This window comes from Thalassobaculum sp. OXR-137 (assembly GCF_034377285.1).
Classification (GTDB): Bacteria; Pseudomonadota; Alphaproteobacteria; order Thalassobaculales; family Thalassobaculaceae; genus Thalassobaculum.
Genome location: NZ_CP139715.1, coordinates 4,143,852 through 4,163,032 on the forward strand (window position 1 = coordinate 4,143,852; position 19,181 = coordinate 4,163,032).

The window sequence follows — 19,181 nt, forward strand, 5'->3', positions numbered from 1 at the left end:
GACAGAGTCATAACCCTTCCAGGTATTTCGCCCCGTCCGCAAGAGTTTCGAACACCATTTGGAAGCGGTCTGCGGCATATCTCACATGGGAGAACTGAACCGGCACGCCGTCGGGATCGACGTTGACCGCCTCGACGTACAGCACCGGCCGGTTGCGTGGCTGCCCCAGCAACTCGGCCTCCGACACATCCGGCATCCGCGCGGTCACCTTGGTGACGGCACGGGCGTAGTTGGGAATACCGTGATGCTCCATCACCCGGGTGATCGAGTGGGTGGCGTTGTAGACCTCCTGAAAATCAGGGAAGCGCTTCGCCGGAAACCAGTTGGTGCCGTAGGACATCGGCCGGCCGTCGACCTCGCCCACCGTTTCGACCTGAAGCACGGCGGTTCCGACAGCCAGCCGCAGCACCGTCGCCACCTCCTTGGAGGCCCGTAGCCGCTTGAAGGAGACGAGCCGCCCGGCGCCGGTCCGGTTGGCGCGGCGCACGTTCTCGGTGAAGCGGGTGCGCTGTCCGACCAGATATTCCAGCACGTTCTCGCGCACGAAGGCGCCGCGCCCCTGCTCAACGCGCACCAGGCCCCGGTCGACCAGGGCTGAGACCGCCCGGCGCAGGGTGTGGCGGTTCACGGCGAAGCGCCGGGACAGATCCGCCTCGGTCGGCAGCTTCTGTCCCTCCTCCCACCGGCGGCTGCGAATTTCCTCGGCCAGCGTCTCCTCGATCTGCCGCCATACCGCCAGCCCGGACTCCCGATCGATCCCCGACACGCGCGCTTCTCCAGTCACGAAACGTTCATCATCGACGGCTTTACAGCCGCAGAAATCTTGATCATATTGCCCTCGATAAGTCTGGATGTCTAGACAAATTGGAAATTCGTCGATGACCTCGAAACGCCCCACAGCCTGCTCCCCCGAACAGAGTGCGGAACGCCGCGCCCGCCAGCGCTGGATGTCCGCCCTGGCCAAGGCCGAGTTCAGCGATCTCGACTCGCTCTGGAACAACCTGCCGTCCAAGCCGGCCTGGACCATCATCCGCGCACCGGAGGTCGGCATGGTCATGGCCCGCGGCCGCGCCGGCGGTACCGGCGCCCGGTTCAACATCGGCGAGGTGACCGTCACCCGCTGCGCCGTGCAGCTCGACTACGGGGCTGTCGGCTTCGGCTACGTGATGGGCCGCAACAAACGCCATGCCGAGCTGGCGGCGGTGGTCGACGCGATCATGCAGACCCCGTCGCGCCGCGAGGCGCTGGAGCGGGCGGTGATCGCTCCGCTGGCGCTGCGCCAGGACGCGGCGAAACGGGAGCGCGGCCAGAAGGCGGCCTCCACCAAAGTCGATTTCTTCACCCTCGTGCGGGAGAGCTGACCATGGCGCCGATGACCGACATCAAGCCGGGCTTCCGCGATCCGGTGCTCGACTCCCAGGCGGTGTTCCGCGCCGTGCTCGACGCCATGGCCCGGCCCGGCCGGCTGCAGACCGTCGCCCTGCTCGACGAGCCCCCGGCCCCGCTGGCGCCCGCCACCGCCGCGGTCTGCCTCGCCCTGGTGGATCAGGACACGCCCCTGTGGATCGCGCCGGACCTGCGCTCCCAGGCGGCGGAGACCTTTCTGAAATTCCATTGCGGCTGCCCGATCGTCGACGACCGCGCCAAAGCCGCCTTCGCCATCGCCTCGGGCGCGAAGCTGCCGGCGCTGGACGGCTTCGCCATCGGCGACGACGCCTATCCGGAGACCTCCACCACGGTGATTGTCCAGACCGGAGGGCTGAGCGCCGAGGGTGGCCTGACCCTGAGTGGGCCGGGAATCAAGGACGTCCACCGCCTCGCCGTCACCGGCCTGCGCTCCGGCGTGTGGCGCGAGTGGATGGAGAACGGCGTGCTGTTCCCCTGCGGCATCGACCTGATCCTGGCGGACGGCGCCACGCTCGCCGCCCTGCCCCGCACCACCAAAGTCACGGAGGCCTGAGCCATGTATGTCGCCGTCAAGGGTGGCGAGAAGGCCATCGAGAACTCCCAGAAGCTGCTCGCCGAGGAGCGCCGGGGCGACCCTAAGGTGCCCGAGCTCAGCCTCGACCAGATCCGCGAGCAGATGAGCCTCGCCGTCGACCGGGTGATGACCGAGGGCTCGCTCTACGACCCCGAGCTGGCCGCGCTGGCGATCAAGCAGGCGCGCGGCGACCTGCAGGAGGCGATCTTCCTGCTGCGCGCCTACCGCACCACCCTGCCCCGCTTCGGCGATGGCGAGCCGATCGACACCGCCGAGATGAACGTCCGGCGCCGGATCTCCGCCACCTACAAGGATCTGCCCGGCGGCCAGGTGCTCGGCCCGAGTTTCGACTACACTCACCGGCTGCTCGATTTCGCGCTGGCCGCCGGCGACAACCGGCCGGCCGCCGAGATCGCCGCCGCCCCGGTGGAAGGCGGCATGCCGCGGGTGACCGAGATCCTGAACTACGAGGGCCTGATCGAGACCGAGCAGCCGGACAATCCGAACGACCCGGTGTTTGATTTGACCCGCAACTCCCCGCGCTATCCGGCGGAGCGCGCCGCCCGGCTGCAGAACCTGGCGCGCGGCGACGAGGGCTTCCTGCTGGCGCTCGGCTACTCGACCCAGCGCGGCTACGGCAACAACCACCCCTTCGCCGGCGAGATCCGCATGGGCGAGGTCGCGGTCGAATTCGCGCCGGAGGAGCTCGGCTTCCCCATCGAAATCGGCGAGATCACCGTGACCGAGTGCCAGATGATCAACCAGTTCAAGGGCTCAGCCACCCAGCCGCCGCAATTCACCCAGGGCTACGGCCTGACCTTCGGCCATTGCGAGCGCAAGGCGATGTCCATGGCGCTGGTCGACCGGGCGCTGCGGGCGCGCGAGTTCGACGAGCCGATCGACGCCCCGGCCCAGGACGAGGAATTCGTCATGGCCCATTCCGACAATGTGGAGGCGTCCGGCTTCGTGCAGCACCTGAAGCTGCCGCACTACGTCGACTTCCAGGCCGAACTGGTCACAGTGCGGGCCCTGCGCAAGGCGTTCGAACAGCGTGCCGAAGACGCCGAGACCGTCTCCGACGCGGCGGAATGAGGAACTGAGGAATGGCTGACGTGATCGACCACCCGAGCCGCACCGCCGCCGCCGAGAAGCGCGCCGCGACCGGCTACAACTTCGCCTATCTGGACGAGCAGACGAAGCGGATGATCCGCCGCGCGATCCTCAAGGGCGTCGCCGTCCCCGGCTACCAGGTGCCCTTCGGGTCCCGCGAGATGCCGCTGCCCTATGGCTGGGGCACCGGCGGCATCCAGGTGACCGCCGCCGTCATCGGCCCCGACGACACCCTGAAGGTCATCGACCAGGGGGCCGACGACACCACCAACGCCGTCAACATCCGCAGCTTCTTCGCCAAGACCGCCGGCGTGGCGACGACGGAGAAGACGGTGGAGGCCTCGGTGATCCAGACCCGCCACCGCATCCCGGAGACGCCGCTGAGCGAGGACCAGATCCTGGTCTATCAGGTGCCGATCCCCGAGCCCCTGCGCTGGCTGGAGCCGCGCGAGACCGAGACCCGCAAGATGCATGCGCTGGAGGAATACGGCGCGATGCATGTGAGCCTCTACGAGGACATCGCCAAATTCGGCCGCATCACCAAGTCGTACAACTACCCGGTCCGGGTGAACGGTCGCTACGTGATGTCGCCGAGCCCGATTCCGAAATTCGACAACCCGAAGATGGACCGCATGGCGGCCCTCCAGCTCTTCGGCGCCGGGCGCGAGAAGCGGATCTACGCCGTGCCGCCCTATACCGAGGTGAAGTCGCTCGATTTCGAGGATCACCCCTTCGCCATCGAGACCTGGGACGAGTGCTGCGCGCTCTGCGGCGCCGGCGACAGCTATCTCGACGAGGTCGTGACCGACGACAAGGGCGGCAAGATGTACGTCTGCTCCGACAGCGACTACTGCGAGCAGCGCCGCGAGGCGGGCCATGTGGGCGATGGCGGCGACAGCGCCTATGCCACCCGCGACAAGACCCCGGCAGGAGACGAGCAATGAGCGCCGAACCCGCTTTCCGAATGCCCGACCCGCTGCTGCAGGTGCGGGGCCTGACCCACCGCTACGGCCCGCATATCGGCTGCCGCGACGTGTCCTTCGACCTGTATCCGGGCGAGGTCCTCGGCATCGTCGGCGAGTCCGGTTCGGGCAAGACCACGCTGCTGAAATGCATCTCCGGCCAGATGGAGCCGACGGAAGGTTCCGTCGAATACGAGACCCGCGACGCCGGCCTGATCGACCTGTTCGCGATGAGCGAGGCGCGCCGCCGGCTGCTGATGCGCACCGACTGGGGCATCGTCTACCAGAACCCGCGCGACGGCCTGCGTATGCGGGTCTCCGCCGGCGCCAATGTGGGCGAACGGCTGATGGCGATCGGCGACCGGCATTACGGCCATATCCGCTCCGAGGCGGTCGACTGGCTGGAACGGGTGGAGATGGATATCGGCCGCATCGACGACATGCCGCACACCTTCTCCGGCGGCATGCAGCAGCGCCTGCAGATCGCCCGTAATCTGGTCACCAAGCCGCGGCTGGTGTTCATGGACGAGCCGACCTCCGGCCTGGACGTGTCGGTGCAGGCCCGCCTGCTCGACTTGGTGCGCGGCCTGGTTCGGACGCTGGGCATCGCCTGCGTGATCGTGACCCACGATCTTGGCGTGGTCCGGCTGCTGTCGCACCGGCTGATGGTGATGAAGGGCGGCAACGTGGTGGAGAGCGGCCTGACCGATCAGGTGCTCGACGACCCGCAGCACCCCTACACCCAGCTTCTCGTCTCCTCGATCCTTCCGGTGTGATGCCATGACCCAGCTCGACGACACCGTGATGCTCCACGCCCAGGGGCTCTCCAAGCACTTCATCCTGCACAACCAGGGCGGGGTGAAGATCGACGTGTTCGAGAAGGTGGAGTTCACCGCCCGCCAGGGCGAATGCGTGATCCTGGCCGGCCCGTCCGGCTCCGGCAAATCCACCCTGCTGCGCTCGCTCTACGCCAACTACAAGCCGCAGGCCGGATCAATCTATGTCCGCCACGGCGAGGCCTGGGTCGATCTCTGCGCCGCCCGGCCGTTCCAGATCATGGAGATCCGCCGCGACACGCTCGGCTATGTCAGCCAATTCCTGCGGGTAATCCCGCGTGTGGCGACCCTGGACCTCGTCTGCGAGCCGCTGATCGGCCAGGGTCTCAGTGCCGAGGGCGCAAAGGAGCGGGCGTCGACGATCCTCGCCCGCCTGCGCATTCCCGAAGCGCTCTGGTCGCTGCCACCGTCGACCTTCTCCGGCGGCGAGCAGCAGCGCGTGAACATCGCCATGACCTTCGTGCAGGACTATCCGATCCTGCTGCTGGACGAGCCGACCGCCTCGCTGGACAAGGACAACCGCGAGACCGTCATCGCCCTGATCAACGAAGCCAAGGCCCGTGGCGCGGCGATCATCGGAATCTTCCACGATGCCGAGGTGCGCGAGGCCGTCGGCACCCGGTCCTACGACGTCACCGAAGCGAGACAGGCCGCATGAACCACACCGTCACCCTGACCAACGCGCAGATCGTCCTCGACGACGAGATCGTCCTCGGCACCCTGCGGATCGAGAACGGACGCATCGCCGATGTCAGCAGCGGCGGCACCGGCGTGACCGCGGCCGACGACCTGGAGGGCGACTATCTCTGCCCCGGCCTGGTGGAGCTGCATACCGACAATCTGGAGAAGCACGTCCAGCCGCGCCCGAAGGTGAAGTGGCCGACCTCCTCGGCGCTGCTCGCCCATGACGCCCAGGTGGTCGCCTCCGGGATCACGACGGTGCTCGACGCCATCGCCGTGGGCGGCACCCTGAGCGAGGATGTGCGCGACTATCTGGTGCGGGAATCCTCCGAGGCGATCCACGCCTTCCGGGCCGACGGCCTGCTGCGCGCCGACCACCACCTGCACATGCGCTGCGAGGTGGCGCATAAGGACGTGCTGACCCTGTTCGAGCCGTTCAAGAACGACCCGCTGGTGAAGCTGGTCTCGCTCATGGACCACACCCCGGGGCAGCGACAGTTCGTGAACCTTGAGAAGCTGCGGGTCTACTACAAGGGCCGCCACCACCTGGACGATGCCGCCTTCGAGCAGATGATCATCGACCGCAAGGAGGCGCAGGTCCTCTATTCGGACAAGCACCGCCGGATCCTGGTCGAGATGGCGCACGAGGCCGGCTATCCCCTCGCCAGCCATGACGACGCCACCGTCGAGCATGTGGACGAGGCCGCCGAGCTGGGCCTGACCATCAGCGAGTTTCCCACGACCCTGGAGGCCGCGAAGGCCGCCCACGACAAGGGGCTGCGCACCATCATGGGCGGGCCGAACGTGGTCCGCGGCGGCTCCCATTCCGGCAACGTCTCGGCCGGCGAACTGGCCGAGGCCGGCGTCCTCGACTGCCTGTCCAGCGACTACGTGCCGGCGAGCCTGCTGCACGGCGCGCTGCTGCTGAACAGCCAGCACGGCATCGCCCTGCCGAAGGCGCTGGCGACCGTCACCAGCAACCCGGCGGCGATGGTCGGCATGGACGACCGCGGAAAGATCGAGACCGGACGGCGGGCCGATCTGGTGCGGTTCCGGCCGCTGCCGGACGGGGTGCCGGCGGTCCGGCGGGTGTGGCGCGAAGGGATGCGGGTGCTGTGATGGACGGCCTGAAATCGAACCCGAAGAAGCTGAAGGCGGACGGCCCGCTGATCCATCCGGACGCCCATGTGCAGGACAGCACCTTCGGCGCCTGGACCGAGGTCGGCGCGCGCACCAGCGTTGTGGAGAGCAGCTTCGGCGACTACAGCTACGTCGTCTCCGACAGCCAGATCATCTACACGACGGTCGGCAAGTTCGCGAACATCGCCTCCCACACCCGGATCAACCCGGGCAACCACCCCCACTGGCGCGCCAGCCTGCACCATTTCATGTACCGCTCGGCCTCCTACGACCTGGGCGAGGATGACGGCGCGTTCTTCGACTGGCGCCGCGACCATCACTGCACCATCGGCCACGACACCTGGATCGGCCACGGCGCGGTGATCATGGGCGGGGTGAGCGTCGGCGACGGCGCCATCATCGGCTCCGGCGCGATCGTCACCAAGGACGTGCCGGCCTACACGATCGTGGTCGGCAATCCGGGCCGGGTGCTGCGCCGCCGGGTCTCCGAGGCGGTGGAAGAGAAGTTGCGCCGGATCGCCTGGTGGGACTGGAGCCACGACCTGCTGCGCGAGCGCATGGAGGACTTCCGCTCCCTGGAGGCCGAGGCCTTCGCCGAAAAATACGCGGACTGACCGGCAGATGACCAAACATACTGGGGGGCGGGGCACCCTCATCCTGGTGGTCGGACCGTCCGGGGCCGGCAAAGACACCCTGATCGACGCCGCAAAAGCCGCGCTGGCGGACGATCCCCGCTTCCACTTCCCCCGGCGCGACATCACCCGCCCGGCCGAGGCCGGCGGCGAGGACCACAATCCGGTCGATGCCGCCACCTTCGAGTCCCGCAAGGCCGACGGCGCCTATGCTTTGTGCTGGGGCGCCCACGAACTGTTCTACGGCGTGCCGGCCGCCATCGCCGACTGTCTGGCCGCCGGGGTGTCGGTGGTGGTGAACGTGTCCCGCTCGGTGATCGACCAGGCCCGCGAGACCTTCCCGCCGACCGCCGTGGTCAGCCTGTCGGTCCCCGAAGACGTCCTGCGCCGGCGCCTGACCTCCCGGGGCCGGGAGAGTGCGGAGCAGATCGAAGCCCGGGTCGCCCGCGCCGCCGCGGTACCGGTCTCCGGACCGAACGTGTTCGAGGTGGTCAACGACGACACGGTGGAGACGGCGGTCGCCCGGTTCCTCGCAGCCCTGCACGACGCCGCCGAGCTTCAGCAATAGGCGGAAGCGGACCACACCGCATCTTGCGCCGGGCAAGAATCCGGTTACCGTCGCGCCCCATGAAAACAGACGTTGATTACATTTTCGGCGAGACCCTGCCCGAGCCGGGCACGGCCATGGAAGTCGCTCCCGGAATCCGCTGGATCCGGATGCCCCTGCCCTTCGCCCTCGACCACGTGAACCTGTTCCTGCTGGATGACGGCGAGGACGGCTGGGTTCTGGTGGATACCGGTGCCGCGCTGAAGCCGACCCAGGACCTGTGGGAACTGGTGCTGGCGAACGAGCTCCAGGGCAAGCCGATCACGCAGATCATCGTCACCCATTTCCACCCGGACCACGTCGGCAATGCCGGCTGGCTGCAGGAGCGCACCGGCGCGCCGTTGTGGATGAGCCGCACCGAATGGCTGTCCGCCCGGGTCAACCGCGCCGAGCCGCCGGAGCAGTTCCAGCAATACGCGCCGGATTTCTACAGCCGCGCCGGGCTCTCCGACCTGCTGGTCGCCGAGCTGCGCGACCTCGGCAACCACTTCCACAGCCTGGTCTCGCCGGTGCCGCCGATCTACCGGCGGATCAGCGAGGAGACGGCGCTGGAGATCGGCGGCCGGACCTGGGTTCCGATCCTGTCCGGCGGCCACTCTCCGGAGCATATCTGCCTGTACTGCCCGGACGACAACATGGTGCTGGGGGGAGACTTCCTACTGCCGCGGATCTCGCCCAACGTGTCGGTCTGGTGGAACGAGCCGGAGGGCAACCCGCTGGCCGACTACATCCGGTTCCTGCAGAACCTGGATTACATGGAGGACGACATCCTGGTGTTGCCGTCCCACGACCGGCCCTATCGCGGCCTGCACGAGCGCCGCGCCGACCTGATCGCCCACCACGAGGAGCGGTTCGATCTGGCGCTGGAGGTCTGTGCCGAGCCGTCCACGGCGGCGGATGTCATGTACACGATGTTCAAACGCCAGCTCGACGCCCACCAGAGCCGCTTCGCCATCGGCGAGGCGCTGGCCCATCTGAACTACCTGGTGGAAGACGGCCAGCTCGAGCGCAGCCTGGATGAGAATGGGGTGTGGCGCTACCGGGCGGAGGCGTGAGGAGTTTTCCGCTCCTCTTCCTCCCTCGCACACTCCCGTCTCTTTCACTCACTCCCCGGACTTTGTTCCGGGGCAAGAGGTCCGCATGGTTGGCGCCGAGAACCAATGCTCCAACGACGAAGCGTGCCTTGGCCCTGCCCCGGACTGAATCCGGGGAGTGAGTGAAGGGTGGCTGAAAGGACAGGAAGAATGTCTCCCCAGCCTTGCTCCGGAATCCTTCCGAACGCTCCAGCGCCTCCCATCCTCGATCCCGGCGCAAGGCCGGGAAGACGCCAAGGCAAAAAGTACCGCCACAGAAGCCCCTCGAACCGGCACCCGGATTCGTGGAATACTGACCGTTAGCGGCACCGATTCCGATCGGACCGCGCCCGGAGGAGCGGAAAACCGTCCCCGGTTTGGGAGGAACACCCCGGACGACAGCGAACCACCCGCTCGGGCGCGGTGACAGGAGGGTTTTTCCCGTGTCCCAGGCCGAAATCTCCCGCGACGACCAGCCCAAGGCGCCCGCCGACGCGGCCGTCCACCCGCTGCACCCCGCCCCGCACGACCTGGTGGCCTGGTGCCTGGATCGGCTGAACCATCACGATGCCATCGCCCAGCACGACCCGCTCGCCACCGGCGTGCGCAGCCTGGCCATCGACTTGCTGGAGCATCTGGAAGAGGGCAGCCTCGACCTGTCCGCCCTGCATTCGGTGGTGCGCCAGATCAGCGACCGCGCCCTGATCGAGCGCGCCGGCCGCCTGCGCGAGCAGTGCCCGCCGGCCGATTGGACGGCCACCGTCGCCGCCGCCCTGGCGCCACTCGAAGAGTCCGGGTTGGCAGAGATCCGCGCCGCAGTGGAGACCACCCGCGCCGGCGTGGTGTTCACCGCCCACCCGACCTTCGCCCTGTCCCGCCGCATGCGCGCCATCCTGGCCGGCATCGCCAGCGGAGACGCCGATGCCTCTGCCCAGCTCGGCGACGTCCCCCACGCGCCGGATCCGGCGATCACCCTCGGTGCCGAGCACGCCGACGTGCGCGCCGCGCTGCTGAACGCCCAGGACGCCCTGCGCAAGCTGAACGGCGCCATCCTCAACTGGCTTGAGACCCACGTCCCCAACAAGTGGTGGAGCATCCGCCCGGCACCGCTGCAGCTCGCCACCTGGGTCGGCTACGACCTGGACGGCCGCACCGACATCCATTGGGCCGAGACCCTGCGCTTCCGGCTGGAGGAGAAGGCGCTGCAGCTCGCCCGCTACCGCGACACCCTGGCGGAGATCGGCGGCGACGGGGTGCAGCCGCTGATCGACCGGCTGGCCGCCGCCGAGGCCGAGACCGCCGCCCAGGCCGCCCAGTTCGCCGGCGACCTGGAGGACCCGGACGTGGTGGTGGCCGCCGCCAACCGGCTGACCGCCGAGGGGCCGGGCCGCCTCACCTCCCTCGCCCCGATCCTGGAGGCGATCGACGCCCTCATCGCCCAGGAGAGCGACAGCGCCCGGCGCAAGGCGCTCTGCGTGCTCGCCGCCGAGATGGAGGCCTGCGGGCTCGGCATCGCCAAGATCCACCTGCGGGTCAATGCCGCCCAGGTCCGCTCCGCCGTGCAGGCCGATCTCGACCTGTCGGGCCTGGCCGAGTTCCACGACCGGCGCGCGCTGGCCGCCGCCGCCGAGAAATCCGCCGAGGCCACCGCCGCCAACGTGAATTTCGGCGCGGTCTTCCAGGAGAGCATGACGGCGCGGCGCCAGATGATGCTCTGCGCCCAGATCCTGAAGCATATCGACGCCGACGCGCCGATCCGCTTCCTCATCGCCGAGGTCGAGGCGCCGGCCACCATCATGGGTGCCGTCTATCTCGCCCGGCATTACGGCATCGCCGACCGGCTCGACATCTCGCCGCTGTTCGAGACCCCACCGGTGATCGAGCGCGGCGCCCGCTTCATGGAGCGCCTGTTCGACGAGGAGGAGTACGTCGCCTATATCCGCGGCCGCGGCCGGGTCAGCCTGCAGTTCGGTTTCTCAGACAGCGGCCGGTTCATGGGCCAGATCGGCGCCAATCTGGCGATCGAGCGGCTGCAGATCCAGGTCGCCCGCGCCATGGCGGCGCGCGGGATCGACGATGTGGAGGTCCTGCTGTTCAACACCCACGGGGAATCCATGGGCCGCGGCGGCTTCCCCGGCACGCTTGCCGACCGGTTCGACCACCTGTTCACCCCCTGGGCGCGGGCGCGCTACGCCCAGAAGGGCCTGCGGGCGCTGGCGGAGATAAGCTTCCAGGGCGGCGACGGCTATCTGTATTTCGCCACCCCCGCCCTGGCCGAGGCGACCGCCTGCGGCATCGCCCGCTGGGCCTTCGCCCCGCCGGGCATCGAGAAGCCGGAGGACGACGCGTTCTACGGCGATATCGACTTTTCCTGGGACCTCTACCGGGCGGTGAAATCCTGGCAGGAGGCGCTGTTCGAGGACGAGCATTACCAGGACGTGCTCGGCGCCTTCCCGCCGAACCTGCTGCCGGCCACCGGCTCGCGCAAGACTCGGCGGCAGAGCGGCACCTCGAAGGGAGCTGGCGCGCGCGGCATGCGGGCGATCCCGCACAACGCCGCCCTGCAGCAGCTCGCCGCCCCGGCCAACGTGATGGGCGGGCTCGGGTCGGCGGCCCGGCGGGAGCCGGAACGGTTCCTGGCGCTGATCGAGGGTTCGCCCCGGTTCTCGCGGCTGATGGCGATGGTGATGCGGGCGCGCCGGCTGACCAGCATGGCGGTGCTGCGGACCTATGCAGATCTCTACAGCCCGAGCTTCTGGACCATCCAGGCGTCGCGCACCGACAGCGAGGATGCCGCCAAGGTGGCCTACCGCATCGCCGACCGGCTGAGCCGGCGCGACCACGACCACGCGATCCAGAGGCTGGCCAACCTGCTGTCCCGCGACCGCCGCCAGCTCGACACGGTCTGCGGCGACATGGCGAGCGACGGGATCGGCGACCGCAGCTTCCCGCGCGAGCTCTACGTGCTGCACGCGGTGCGGCTGGTGCTGGTGATGCAGGCGTTTTCGCTGACCGCGTCGACGCCGGGATTCTCCCACCGCCACGACCTGACCCATGCGGTGCTGATCGACATGGCGCTGGATCTGCGCTTCGCCGAGGTGGCGGAGACGATCGAGACGATCTTCCCCACGGGAACGGAGGCGGCGGAGGCGTTCTCTGCCCTGACCGAGCCGAGCGACATCGCCGCCGAGCAGGCGGGCTATCCGGAAGTGAAGCGCGGCATCGCCGACCCGCTGCGCTGGATCGACGGCGCGATCAAGGAGATCAGCGTGGGGATCGCGCATTTCTATGGGGCATATGGGTGAGCGCTCTTCCATTTTCCCCTCCGCTCACTCCCCGGATCTATTCCGGGGCAAGCGGATGGAGCCGAATCAGGCCGCCCAAGATTCGCGCATCGGAGGCCTCACCCCGGAATAAATCCGGGGAGTGCTGAAAGAGACGTGGGGGGCGTCAGGCGAGAACGCCCCCGCCCCCTCAATCCATCGGGCCGACCACGCCGCTGACCAGGTTCTCGCGGTAGAGTGCCGCCTCGTCGAGCCAGGCGCCGGCGCGCTCGAAGCGGTCGATCACCTTGGCCGTCGCCGCCTCCAGCTCCGCGCGGGCGGCCTGGGCCTCTTCCACGGAAATCTCTTCGAACCGGATCTCGTCGCCCGGCCGCAGCCGGCCGAGCCGCGGCACGTCGGCGGAGATCACCGTGCCGACCTTCGGGTAGCCGCCGGTGGTCTGGTGATCCGCCAGCAGCAGGATCGGCATGCCGTTGCCCGGCACCTGGATGGCACCGGTGACGATGCCGTCCGACACGATGTCGTGGCCCTTCACATGGGAAAGCGCCGGCCCGTCGAGCCGGATGCCCATGCGGTCGGCCTCGCGCGTGCAGGTATAGGTCTCGGCGAACAGCCCGGCGATGCTCTCCTCTGAGAAGAAATCGTCCTGCGGTCCCAGCACCACCCTGATCGGGCCGCTCACCCGCGCCCAGTCGAGATTGGGACATTTGATCTCGCTGCGCTCGCCGACGCTGTCCTGGGCCAGCGGCAGCAAGTCGCCGTCCTTCACCGCGCGGCCTTCGATCCCGCCGATCTGCGAGCGGGTATAGGTGGCGCGCGAGCCGTAGATCTCCGGCACGTCGATCCCGCCCTCCACGGCGAGATAGGCGACCCCGGTGTCGGATAGCCCGCCGATCCGGAACTTGGTGCCGCGGCCGAAGCGCACCGAGCGGTTGGCGTCCACCGGCCCGCCCCGCTCGCCCTGCACCTCCAGGGCAGCCACGGTGCCGACCAGGGCGACGCGCACGGACTCCGCCTCAACCTCCAGGGTCGGCCCCATCACCCGCAGTTCCAGCGCGGCGGCACCCGGTTCGTTGCCGACCAGCGCGTTGGCGATGGCCAGCGCCACCGGATCCAGCGCGCCCGAGGGCGGCACGCCCAGATGCTGCACATGGGGACGACCGAGATCCTGGATCGTCGGCGCGAAACCGGCATTGACGACGCGAAGCCCGCTCATGCGCCGTCTCCCGCCTGGTCGATTTCCTGGGGTTCGATGACCGGATCGCCCTCGTCGGCCCGGGCCCGCATCTCTTTATAGGTGGCCTCGTCGATCTCGTAGAACTGCACGCTGTCGCCGGCATTCAGCAGGATCGGCTCGTCGCGGCGCAGGTCGAACAGCTCGATCGGCGTGCGGCCCAGCAGGTGCCAGCCGCCGGGCGATTCCTTGGTGTAGATGTTGGTCAGGTTGGTGGCGATGGCCACCGAACCGCCCGGCACCCGCACCCGCGGCTCGGTGCGGCGCGGCAGGGCGAGTTCGTCCGGCAGCGTGCCGAGATAGCCCAGCCCCGGCATGAACCCCATCATGTAGCACTCGTAGGTGCCGCCGGAATGGATCTCCACGACCTTCTGCGGACTCATGCCCGTCCGCTCGGCGACCTCCTCCAGATCCGGGCCGTAGTCCCCGCCATAGAGCGTGGGCACCCGCCAGAGCCGGCCGCCGGTGGCCTCGTCGCTGAGATCGGGCAGCAGGGCGTTGACCTTCTCCTCGATCTCGGCCCGGCGGATCACGGTCGGATCGTAATGCACCATCAGCGAGCGGAAGGTCGGGACCAGGTCGACGATCCCCGCCATTTCCGCTTCCCGCAGCGCCCGGCCGAGGCTCGTCACCCGCCGGTTCACCGCCCGGTCGACGACGGTGCCGAACTCGACCACCACGGCCGTATCGCCCGCCGCCAGGAAGCGCGGGGCCGTTGACGTTTCGTCTGCCGTGGCTGGAGGCATGGACCTGTCCGTTCGTGAGGTGTTTACTCAGAGCAGTTCCCACCTCCGTAGGATGAAGTCGCAATGGCTCGCAAGGTCAATTTGAACGCCGATATGGGTGAAGGTTTCGGCGATTACGACATCGGCAACGACACCGAGATGCTGAAGATCATCAAATCGGCCAATGTTGCCTGCGGCTTCCACGGCGGCGACTGGAACGTGATGGACCGGGTCTGCAAGCAGTCCAAGGAGCGCGGCGTGTCCGTCGGCGCCCATCCGGGCTTCAACGATCTCTGGGGCTTCGGGCGCCGCAAGATCCAGATGGCGACCGACGATGTGGAGCGGATGGTCTGCTACCAGATCGGCGCCCTGCAGGCGATGGCGGCGGCCAACGGCATGAAGGTCACCCATGTGAAGACCCACGGCGCGCTCGGCAACATCTGCGCCGTCGAGCTCGACTGGGCCCAGGCCATCGGCCGGGCGATCAAGGCGGTCGACCCGTCGCTGATCTTCCTCGCACCGACCGGTTGCAAGATGATCGAGGTCGCCCAGGACATGGGCCTGACCTTCGCCTCGGAGGTCTTCGCCGACCGCACCTATGACGACGACGGCAACCTGACCCCGCGCAGCCAGCCCAACGCCATGGTTCACGACCCGGACGAGGCGGCGGAGCGGGTCATTCACATGATCCAGAACCAGGAGATCGTCTCGACCTCCGGCAAGCATGTGCCGGCGGTGGTGCACAGCATCTGCGTGCATGGCGACGGGCCGACCGCGGTCGCCGTCGCGACCAAGGTCCGCGCCGGCATCGAAGCCGCCGGCATCGACATCGTTCCCCTTCCCGAGATGGAGCTTGGCTGACCCATGACCTCACCCGCCTTCTCCCACGCCGAATACACCGCCCGTCAGGACGCCGTTCGGCGCTCCATGGAGAAGGCGGGCATCGATACCCTGGTCGTCACCGAACCGGCGAACATGTGCTACCTGACCGGCTATGACGGCTGGTCGTTCTACACGCCGCAATGCCTGCTGGTGGCGTTGAAACTGGACGAGCCGGTACTGATCGTGCGCGGCATGGACGCCAATGCCGGCAAGGTCACCACCCATCTCCGGCACGAGAACATCCTGGGCTTCCCGGACCACTACGTGCAGCAGCCGGACCGCCACCCGATGGACTGGGTGGCCGAGGAGATGGGGCGCCGCGGCATCGACGGCGGCACCGTCGGTCTGGAGATGGACAGCTACTACTTCTCCCCGATGGCCTACGAGCACATCAAGAAGGGTCTGCCGAACGCCAAGATCGCCAACGGCAACAACGTCGTGAACTGGGTGCGCTCGATCAAATCGCCGGCCGAACTCGCCTATATGCGCGAGGCCGCCAAGATCATCGCCGAGACCATGCGGGTCGGCATCGAGGCGGTTCAGCCTGGCGTGCGGCAATGCGATGCGGTGGCAAAGATCTACGACACCGCGATCCGCGGCGTGGACGGGATCGGCGGCGACTATCCCGCGATCGTGCCGATGCTGCCCTCGGGCATCGGCGCTTCGACCCCGCACCTGACCTGGTCAGACGCGCCGTTCAAATCCGGCGAGGCGACGATCCTGGAACTGGCAGGGGTGCGCCGGCGCTATCACTGCCCGATGGCCCGCACCGTCTCGCTCGGCAAGCCGCCGCAGAAGCTGGCCGATGCCAGTGCGGTGATCTGCGACGGCATCGCCGCGGCCCTGGACGCCGCCAAGCCCGGCGCGACCTGCGAGGAGGTGGAAGCGGCCTGGCGCCGCGAACTGGCCAAGTCCGGGTTCGAGAAGGAAAGCCGGATCGGCTACTCGGTCGGGCTGAACTATCCGCCGGACTGGGGCGAGCACACCATGAGCCTGCGCCCGGGCGACAAGACCGTGATCCAGCCGAACATGACGTTCCACATGATTCCCGGCCTGATGCTCGACGATTGCGGCATCGAGATCTCGGAATGCTTCCTGATCACCGAGAAAGGCGCGGAATGCTTCTACGACTTCCCGCGGCCGATGGTGGTGAAGGACTAGAAGCGCCATGCCGTGGACCAATGGCCCTCTGAAGGCATTCCACGGCACGGACGCTGCCTCTGCGTCGGCCATCGTGGCAAACGGGGTCGACCCTACCAAGGGTCGGCCCACTACCGATTTCGGACAAGGCTTCTACGTCACAACCTCGCTCCAACAGGCAATGAATTGGGCCCTGCGGAAGGCAAACTATCCTCATGTTCGACCGTCGAGGAGGCCGGCTCTGGTCTATTTTGAAATAGATCGGGAGAAGCTTGCCGCGTTGGACGGTTTGGTTTTCGTGATGGAAGATCCCGATAGCGACTATTGGGACTTTGTCGCCCATTGCCGCGCCGGGATTCGGGGCCACGGCCGTCCACACCAATCTTACTATGATGTGGTGATGGGGCCCGTATCTCTTTGGCGCCAGAAGCATACGATCGCCAATGTGGACCAGATCAGTTTCCACACACCGAACGCCGGACACGTTGCATCCCAGGCAATGTCACCCAAAATCATAGATGTGTTATCGTTTCCTTCACTCTCGCGATATGTGAACCTTTAGCTATGGCGCAGATCTCTGAGAAGGACATACAGGACCTTACTCACCTGGGTGAGATGGTCTTATTGCAGGCGTGGCAGGCAGCGTCAGAAGTCGACATTGATACCCATGGCCAGCAGCGCATGACCTACAGGGCCTTCGTGGAAGAGACGAGGCACCGGATGCCGCCTGGCGTGGTTTTGGCCCTCCTCCACGATGGCCCGGAGGAAGTGGCGCGGTGGATGGCCGAAACGATGGCAGAAAAGCATCAGCCAGATCTGGAACTCGACGGCCCGCCAATGGGCTATTCCTAATTCACGGCTTTAACAAACTGCTCTCGCAGGCGTGCCTGGACGACACACAGCAGCTAATTCTTTCATATAGTCGTCAGTAAATCTTGCAGTGCAACAAAAGATCGCTATTTTCCGGCCATCCCAACGTTGGTGGCCCCCAAAATGTCGCTCCGCAATATCGCGATCATCGCGCACGTCGATCATGGCAAGACAACCCTCGTGGATGTCCTGCTGAAGCAGTCCGGTACCTTCCGCGAAAACCAGCAGACCGCTGAGCGGATGATGGACAGCAACGACATCGAACGCGAGCGTGGCATCACCATTCTCGCCAAGTGCACCTCCGTCGACTGGAAGGGCACGCGGGTCAACATCGTCGACACGCCGGGCCACGCCGATTTCGGCGGCGAGGTCGAGCGCATCCTGACCATGGTCGACGGCGCCCTCCTCCTGGTGGACGCGTCGGAAGGTCCGATGCCGCAGACCAAGTTCGTGCTCGGCAAGGCGCTGGCCCTGGGCCTGCGTCCGATCGTCGTGGTCAACAAGGTCGATAAGCCGGAGCAGCGCGCCTACGAGGTGCAGGACGAGGTCTTCGACCTGTTCGGCGCGCTCGGTGCCGACGAGAAGCAGCTCGACTTCCCGACGATCTTCGCTTCCGCGAAGATGGGCTGGGCATCAGAGACCCCGGACGAGAAGGGCACCGACATGGCGGTGCTGTTCGAGCGGATCGTCGCCCATGTGCCGGAGCCGACCGTTCAGCCGGACGAGCCGTTCTCCATGCTGGCGACCACGGTGGAGGCCGATCCGTATCTCGGCCGCATCCTGACCGGCCGCATCCAGTCCGGCCGGATCAAGCCGAACACCAGCCTGAAGGCCCTGTCGCGCACCGGCAAGGAACTGGAGCGCGCCCGCGTGTCCAAGATCCTGGCCTTCCGTGGCCTGGAGCGCACCCCGCTCGAAGAGGCGTCGGCCGGCGACATCGTCGCGCTGGCCGGCTTCTCCGAGGCCACCGTCGCCGACACGCTCTGCGCGCCGGAAGTGGCGGTGCCCCTGCCCGCCAACCCGATCGATCCGTCGACCATCGCCGTGACCTTCGCGGTGAACGACAGCCCGTTGTCCGGCCGCGAGGGCGACAAGGTCACCTCGCGCCTGATCCGCGACCGTCTGTTCCGCGAGGCCGAGGGCAACGTCGCCATCCGGGTCAAGGAAACCGAAGACAAGGACGCCTACGAGGTCTCCGGTCGGGGCGAGCTCCAGCTCGCCGTGCTGATCGAGCAGATGCGCCGGGAAGGCTTCGAGCTGTCGATCAGCCGGCCCCGCGTGCTGCTGAAGACCGATCCCGAGACCGGCCAGCGCCAGGAGCCGATCGACGAGGTTTATGTCGACGTGGACGAGGAGTTCTCCGGCGCGGTGATCGAGGCGATCACCATGCGCAAGGGCGAACTGCTGGAGATGAAGCCGTCGGGCGGCGGCAAGCAGCGTCTGGTGTTCAACGCGCCGTCCCGTGGCCTGATCGGCTATCACGGCGATTTCCTGACCGCCACGCGCGGCACCGGCATCATGAACCGGGTGTTCCAGGGCTACGCTCCCTACAAGGGGCCGATCCCCGGCCGCCGCGCCGGCGTCATGGTCTCCATGGAACAGGGCGAGGCCATGGCCTATGCCCTGCAGAACCTGGAAGAGCGCGGCCCGCTGATGGTGTCGCCGGGCGACAAGGTCTATTCCGGCATGATCCTGGGCGAGAACAACAAGGGCCAGGACCTGGAAGTGAACCCGCTGAAGTCGAAGCAGCTCACCAACTTCCGTGCGTCCGGCAAGGACGAGAACGTCGACCTGACCCCGCCGATCCGGATGACCCTGGAGAAGGCGATCGCCTATATCGAGGACGACGAGCTGGTCGAGGTGACGCCGCAGAGCATCCGCCTGCGCAAGCGTTATCTGGATCCGAACGAGCGCAAGCGCATGCTCAAGAAGAGCGTCCAGCAGAGCGCCTGAGATAACGGGGCGTCCGACCGGTTCGGGCGCCCCTCCAATCCTGTCCCCTGCTTCTTTAGGTGGTCGACGCG

At 67.4% G+C, this 19,181-nt stretch carries 19 protein-coding genes; 16 read left to right on the forward strand and 3 right to left on the reverse strand.

The genetic code is table 11. The features are described from left to right. Positions 1-7 precede the first annotated feature (7 nt). Positions 8-766, reverse strand: a complete 759-nt coding sequence (gene phnF, locus T8K17_RS19410) for a phosphonate metabolism transcriptional regulator PhnF (protein WP_322331378.1) — start codon at positions 764-766, stop codon at positions 8-10. A 112-nt stretch (positions 767-878) separates the two neighbouring features. Between phnF and phnG the strand changes: the two genes are divergently transcribed. The 11 genes from phnG (at position 879) to T8K17_RS19465 (ending at position 12,327) form a co-directional block, all read left to right on the forward strand. Continuing rightward, a complete protein-coding gene (gene phnG / locus T8K17_RS19415; RefSeq protein ID WP_322331379.1) occupies positions 879-1,361 on the forward strand; it encodes a phosphonate C-P lyase system protein PhnG in 483 nt (160 codons plus the stop codon). A gap of 2 nt (positions 1,362-1,363) precedes the next feature. After that, the gene (phnH, locus tag T8K17_RS19420; protein ID WP_322331380.1) at positions 1,364-1,960 is read left to right on the forward strand and encodes a phosphonate C-P lyase system protein PhnH; all 597 of its coding nucleotides are present in this window, start codon (positions 1,364-1,366) and stop codon (positions 1,958-1,960) included. Positions 1,961-1,963: 3 nt separating this feature from the next. Next, positions 1,964-3,073: a carbon-phosphorus lyase complex subunit PhnI gene (locus T8K17_RS19425; RefSeq protein ID WP_322331381.1), complete on the forward strand. Its 1,110-nt coding sequence runs from the start codon at positions 1,964-1,966 to the stop codon at positions 3,071-3,073. Positions 3,074-3,084: 11 nt separating this feature from the next. Then, a complete protein-coding gene (locus tag T8K17_RS19430; protein WP_322331382.1) occupies positions 3,085-4,035 on the forward strand; it encodes an alpha-D-ribose 1-methylphosphonate 5-phosphate C-P-lyase PhnJ in 951 nt (316 codons plus the stop codon). Continuing rightward, positions 4,032-4,829, forward strand: coding sequence for a phosphonate C-P lyase system protein PhnK (gene phnK, locus T8K17_RS19435; RefSeq protein ID WP_416153132.1), 798 nt, complete (start codon positions 4,032-4,034; stop codon positions 4,827-4,829). The genes T8K17_RS19430 and phnK overlap by 4 nt, the downstream gene beginning before the upstream one ends. Positions 4,830-4,833: 4 nt before the next feature. Then, entirely contained in the window at positions 4,834-5,547 is a 714-nt protein-coding gene (gene phnL, locus T8K17_RS19440) for a phosphonate C-P lyase system protein PhnL (protein WP_322331383.1), read from the forward strand. After that, positions 5,544-6,689, forward strand: a complete 1,146-nt coding sequence (locus T8K17_RS19445) for an alpha-D-ribose 1-methylphosphonate 5-triphosphate diphosphatase (RefSeq protein WP_322331384.1) — start codon at positions 5,544-5,546, stop codon at positions 6,687-6,689. Before phnL ends, T8K17_RS19445 begins: the two co-directional genes overlap by 4 nt. After that, entirely contained in the window at positions 6,689-7,324 is a 636-nt protein-coding gene (locus T8K17_RS19450; RefSeq protein WP_322331385.1) for a DapH/DapD/GlmU-related protein, read from the forward strand. The genes T8K17_RS19445 and T8K17_RS19450 overlap by 1 nt, the downstream gene beginning before the upstream one ends. Before the next feature lie 7 nt (positions 7,325-7,331). Next, the gene (phnN, locus tag T8K17_RS19455) at positions 7,332-7,910 is read left to right on the forward strand and encodes a phosphonate metabolism protein/1,5-bisphosphokinase (PRPP-forming) PhnN (RefSeq protein ID WP_322331386.1); all 579 of its coding nucleotides are present in this window, start codon (positions 7,332-7,334) and stop codon (positions 7,908-7,910) included. Positions 7,911-7,969: 59 nt separating this feature from the next. Next, complete coding sequence (locus tag T8K17_RS19460; protein ID WP_322331387.1) at positions 7,970-9,004, forward strand: MBL fold metallo-hydrolase; 1,035 nt, start codon at positions 7,970-7,972, stop codon at positions 9,002-9,004. Between the two features lie 461 nt (positions 9,005-9,465). Beyond that, entirely contained in the window at positions 9,466-12,327 is a 2,862-nt protein-coding gene (locus T8K17_RS19465) for a phosphoenolpyruvate carboxylase (RefSeq protein ID WP_322331388.1), read from the forward strand. 169 nt (positions 12,328-12,496) lie between these two features. Here the strand turns inward: T8K17_RS19465 and T8K17_RS19470 are convergent, their stop codons facing one another. Together T8K17_RS19470 and pxpB are read right to left on the reverse strand one after the other, a co-directional pair. Next, positions 12,497-13,522 (reverse strand): biotin-dependent carboxyltransferase family protein, encoded by a 1,026-nt coding sequence (locus T8K17_RS19470; RefSeq protein ID WP_322331389.1) that lies wholly within the window; start codon positions 13,520-13,522, stop codon positions 12,497-12,499. Then, on the reverse strand, positions 13,519-14,286 hold the full coding sequence (gene pxpB, locus T8K17_RS19475; protein WP_322331390.1) for a 5-oxoprolinase subunit PxpB: 768 nt from the start codon (positions 14,284-14,286) through the stop codon (positions 13,519-13,521). Before pxpB ends, T8K17_RS19470 begins: the two co-directional genes overlap by 4 nt. A gap of 63 nt (positions 14,287-14,349) precedes the next feature. Between pxpB and T8K17_RS19480 the strand changes: the two genes are divergently transcribed. From T8K17_RS19480 to typA, 5 genes are all read left to right on the forward strand, one after another. Further along, positions 14,350-15,126: a 5-oxoprolinase subunit PxpA gene (locus T8K17_RS19480; protein WP_322331391.1), complete on the forward strand. Its 777-nt coding sequence runs from the start codon at positions 14,350-14,352 to the stop codon at positions 15,124-15,126. Positions 15,127-15,129: 3 nt separating this feature from the next. Further along, a complete protein-coding gene (locus T8K17_RS19485; protein WP_322331392.1) occupies positions 15,130-16,308 on the forward strand; it encodes a M24 family metallopeptidase in 1,179 nt (392 codons plus the stop codon). A gap of 7 nt (positions 16,309-16,315) precedes the next feature. Then, a complete protein-coding gene (locus tag T8K17_RS26305; protein WP_416153133.1) occupies positions 16,316-16,849 on the forward strand; it encodes a DUF3990 domain-containing protein in 534 nt (177 codons plus the stop codon). Between the two features lie 2 nt (positions 16,850-16,851). Then, entirely contained in the window at positions 16,852-17,139 is a 288-nt protein-coding gene (locus T8K17_RS19490) for a hypothetical protein (RefSeq protein ID WP_322331393.1), read from the forward strand. A 141-nt stretch (positions 17,140-17,280) separates the two neighbouring features. Then, a complete protein-coding gene (typA, locus tag T8K17_RS19495; RefSeq protein WP_322331394.1) occupies positions 17,281-19,110 on the forward strand; it encodes a translational GTPase TypA in 1,830 nt (609 codons plus the stop codon). Positions 19,111-19,181: the final 71 nt, after the last annotated feature.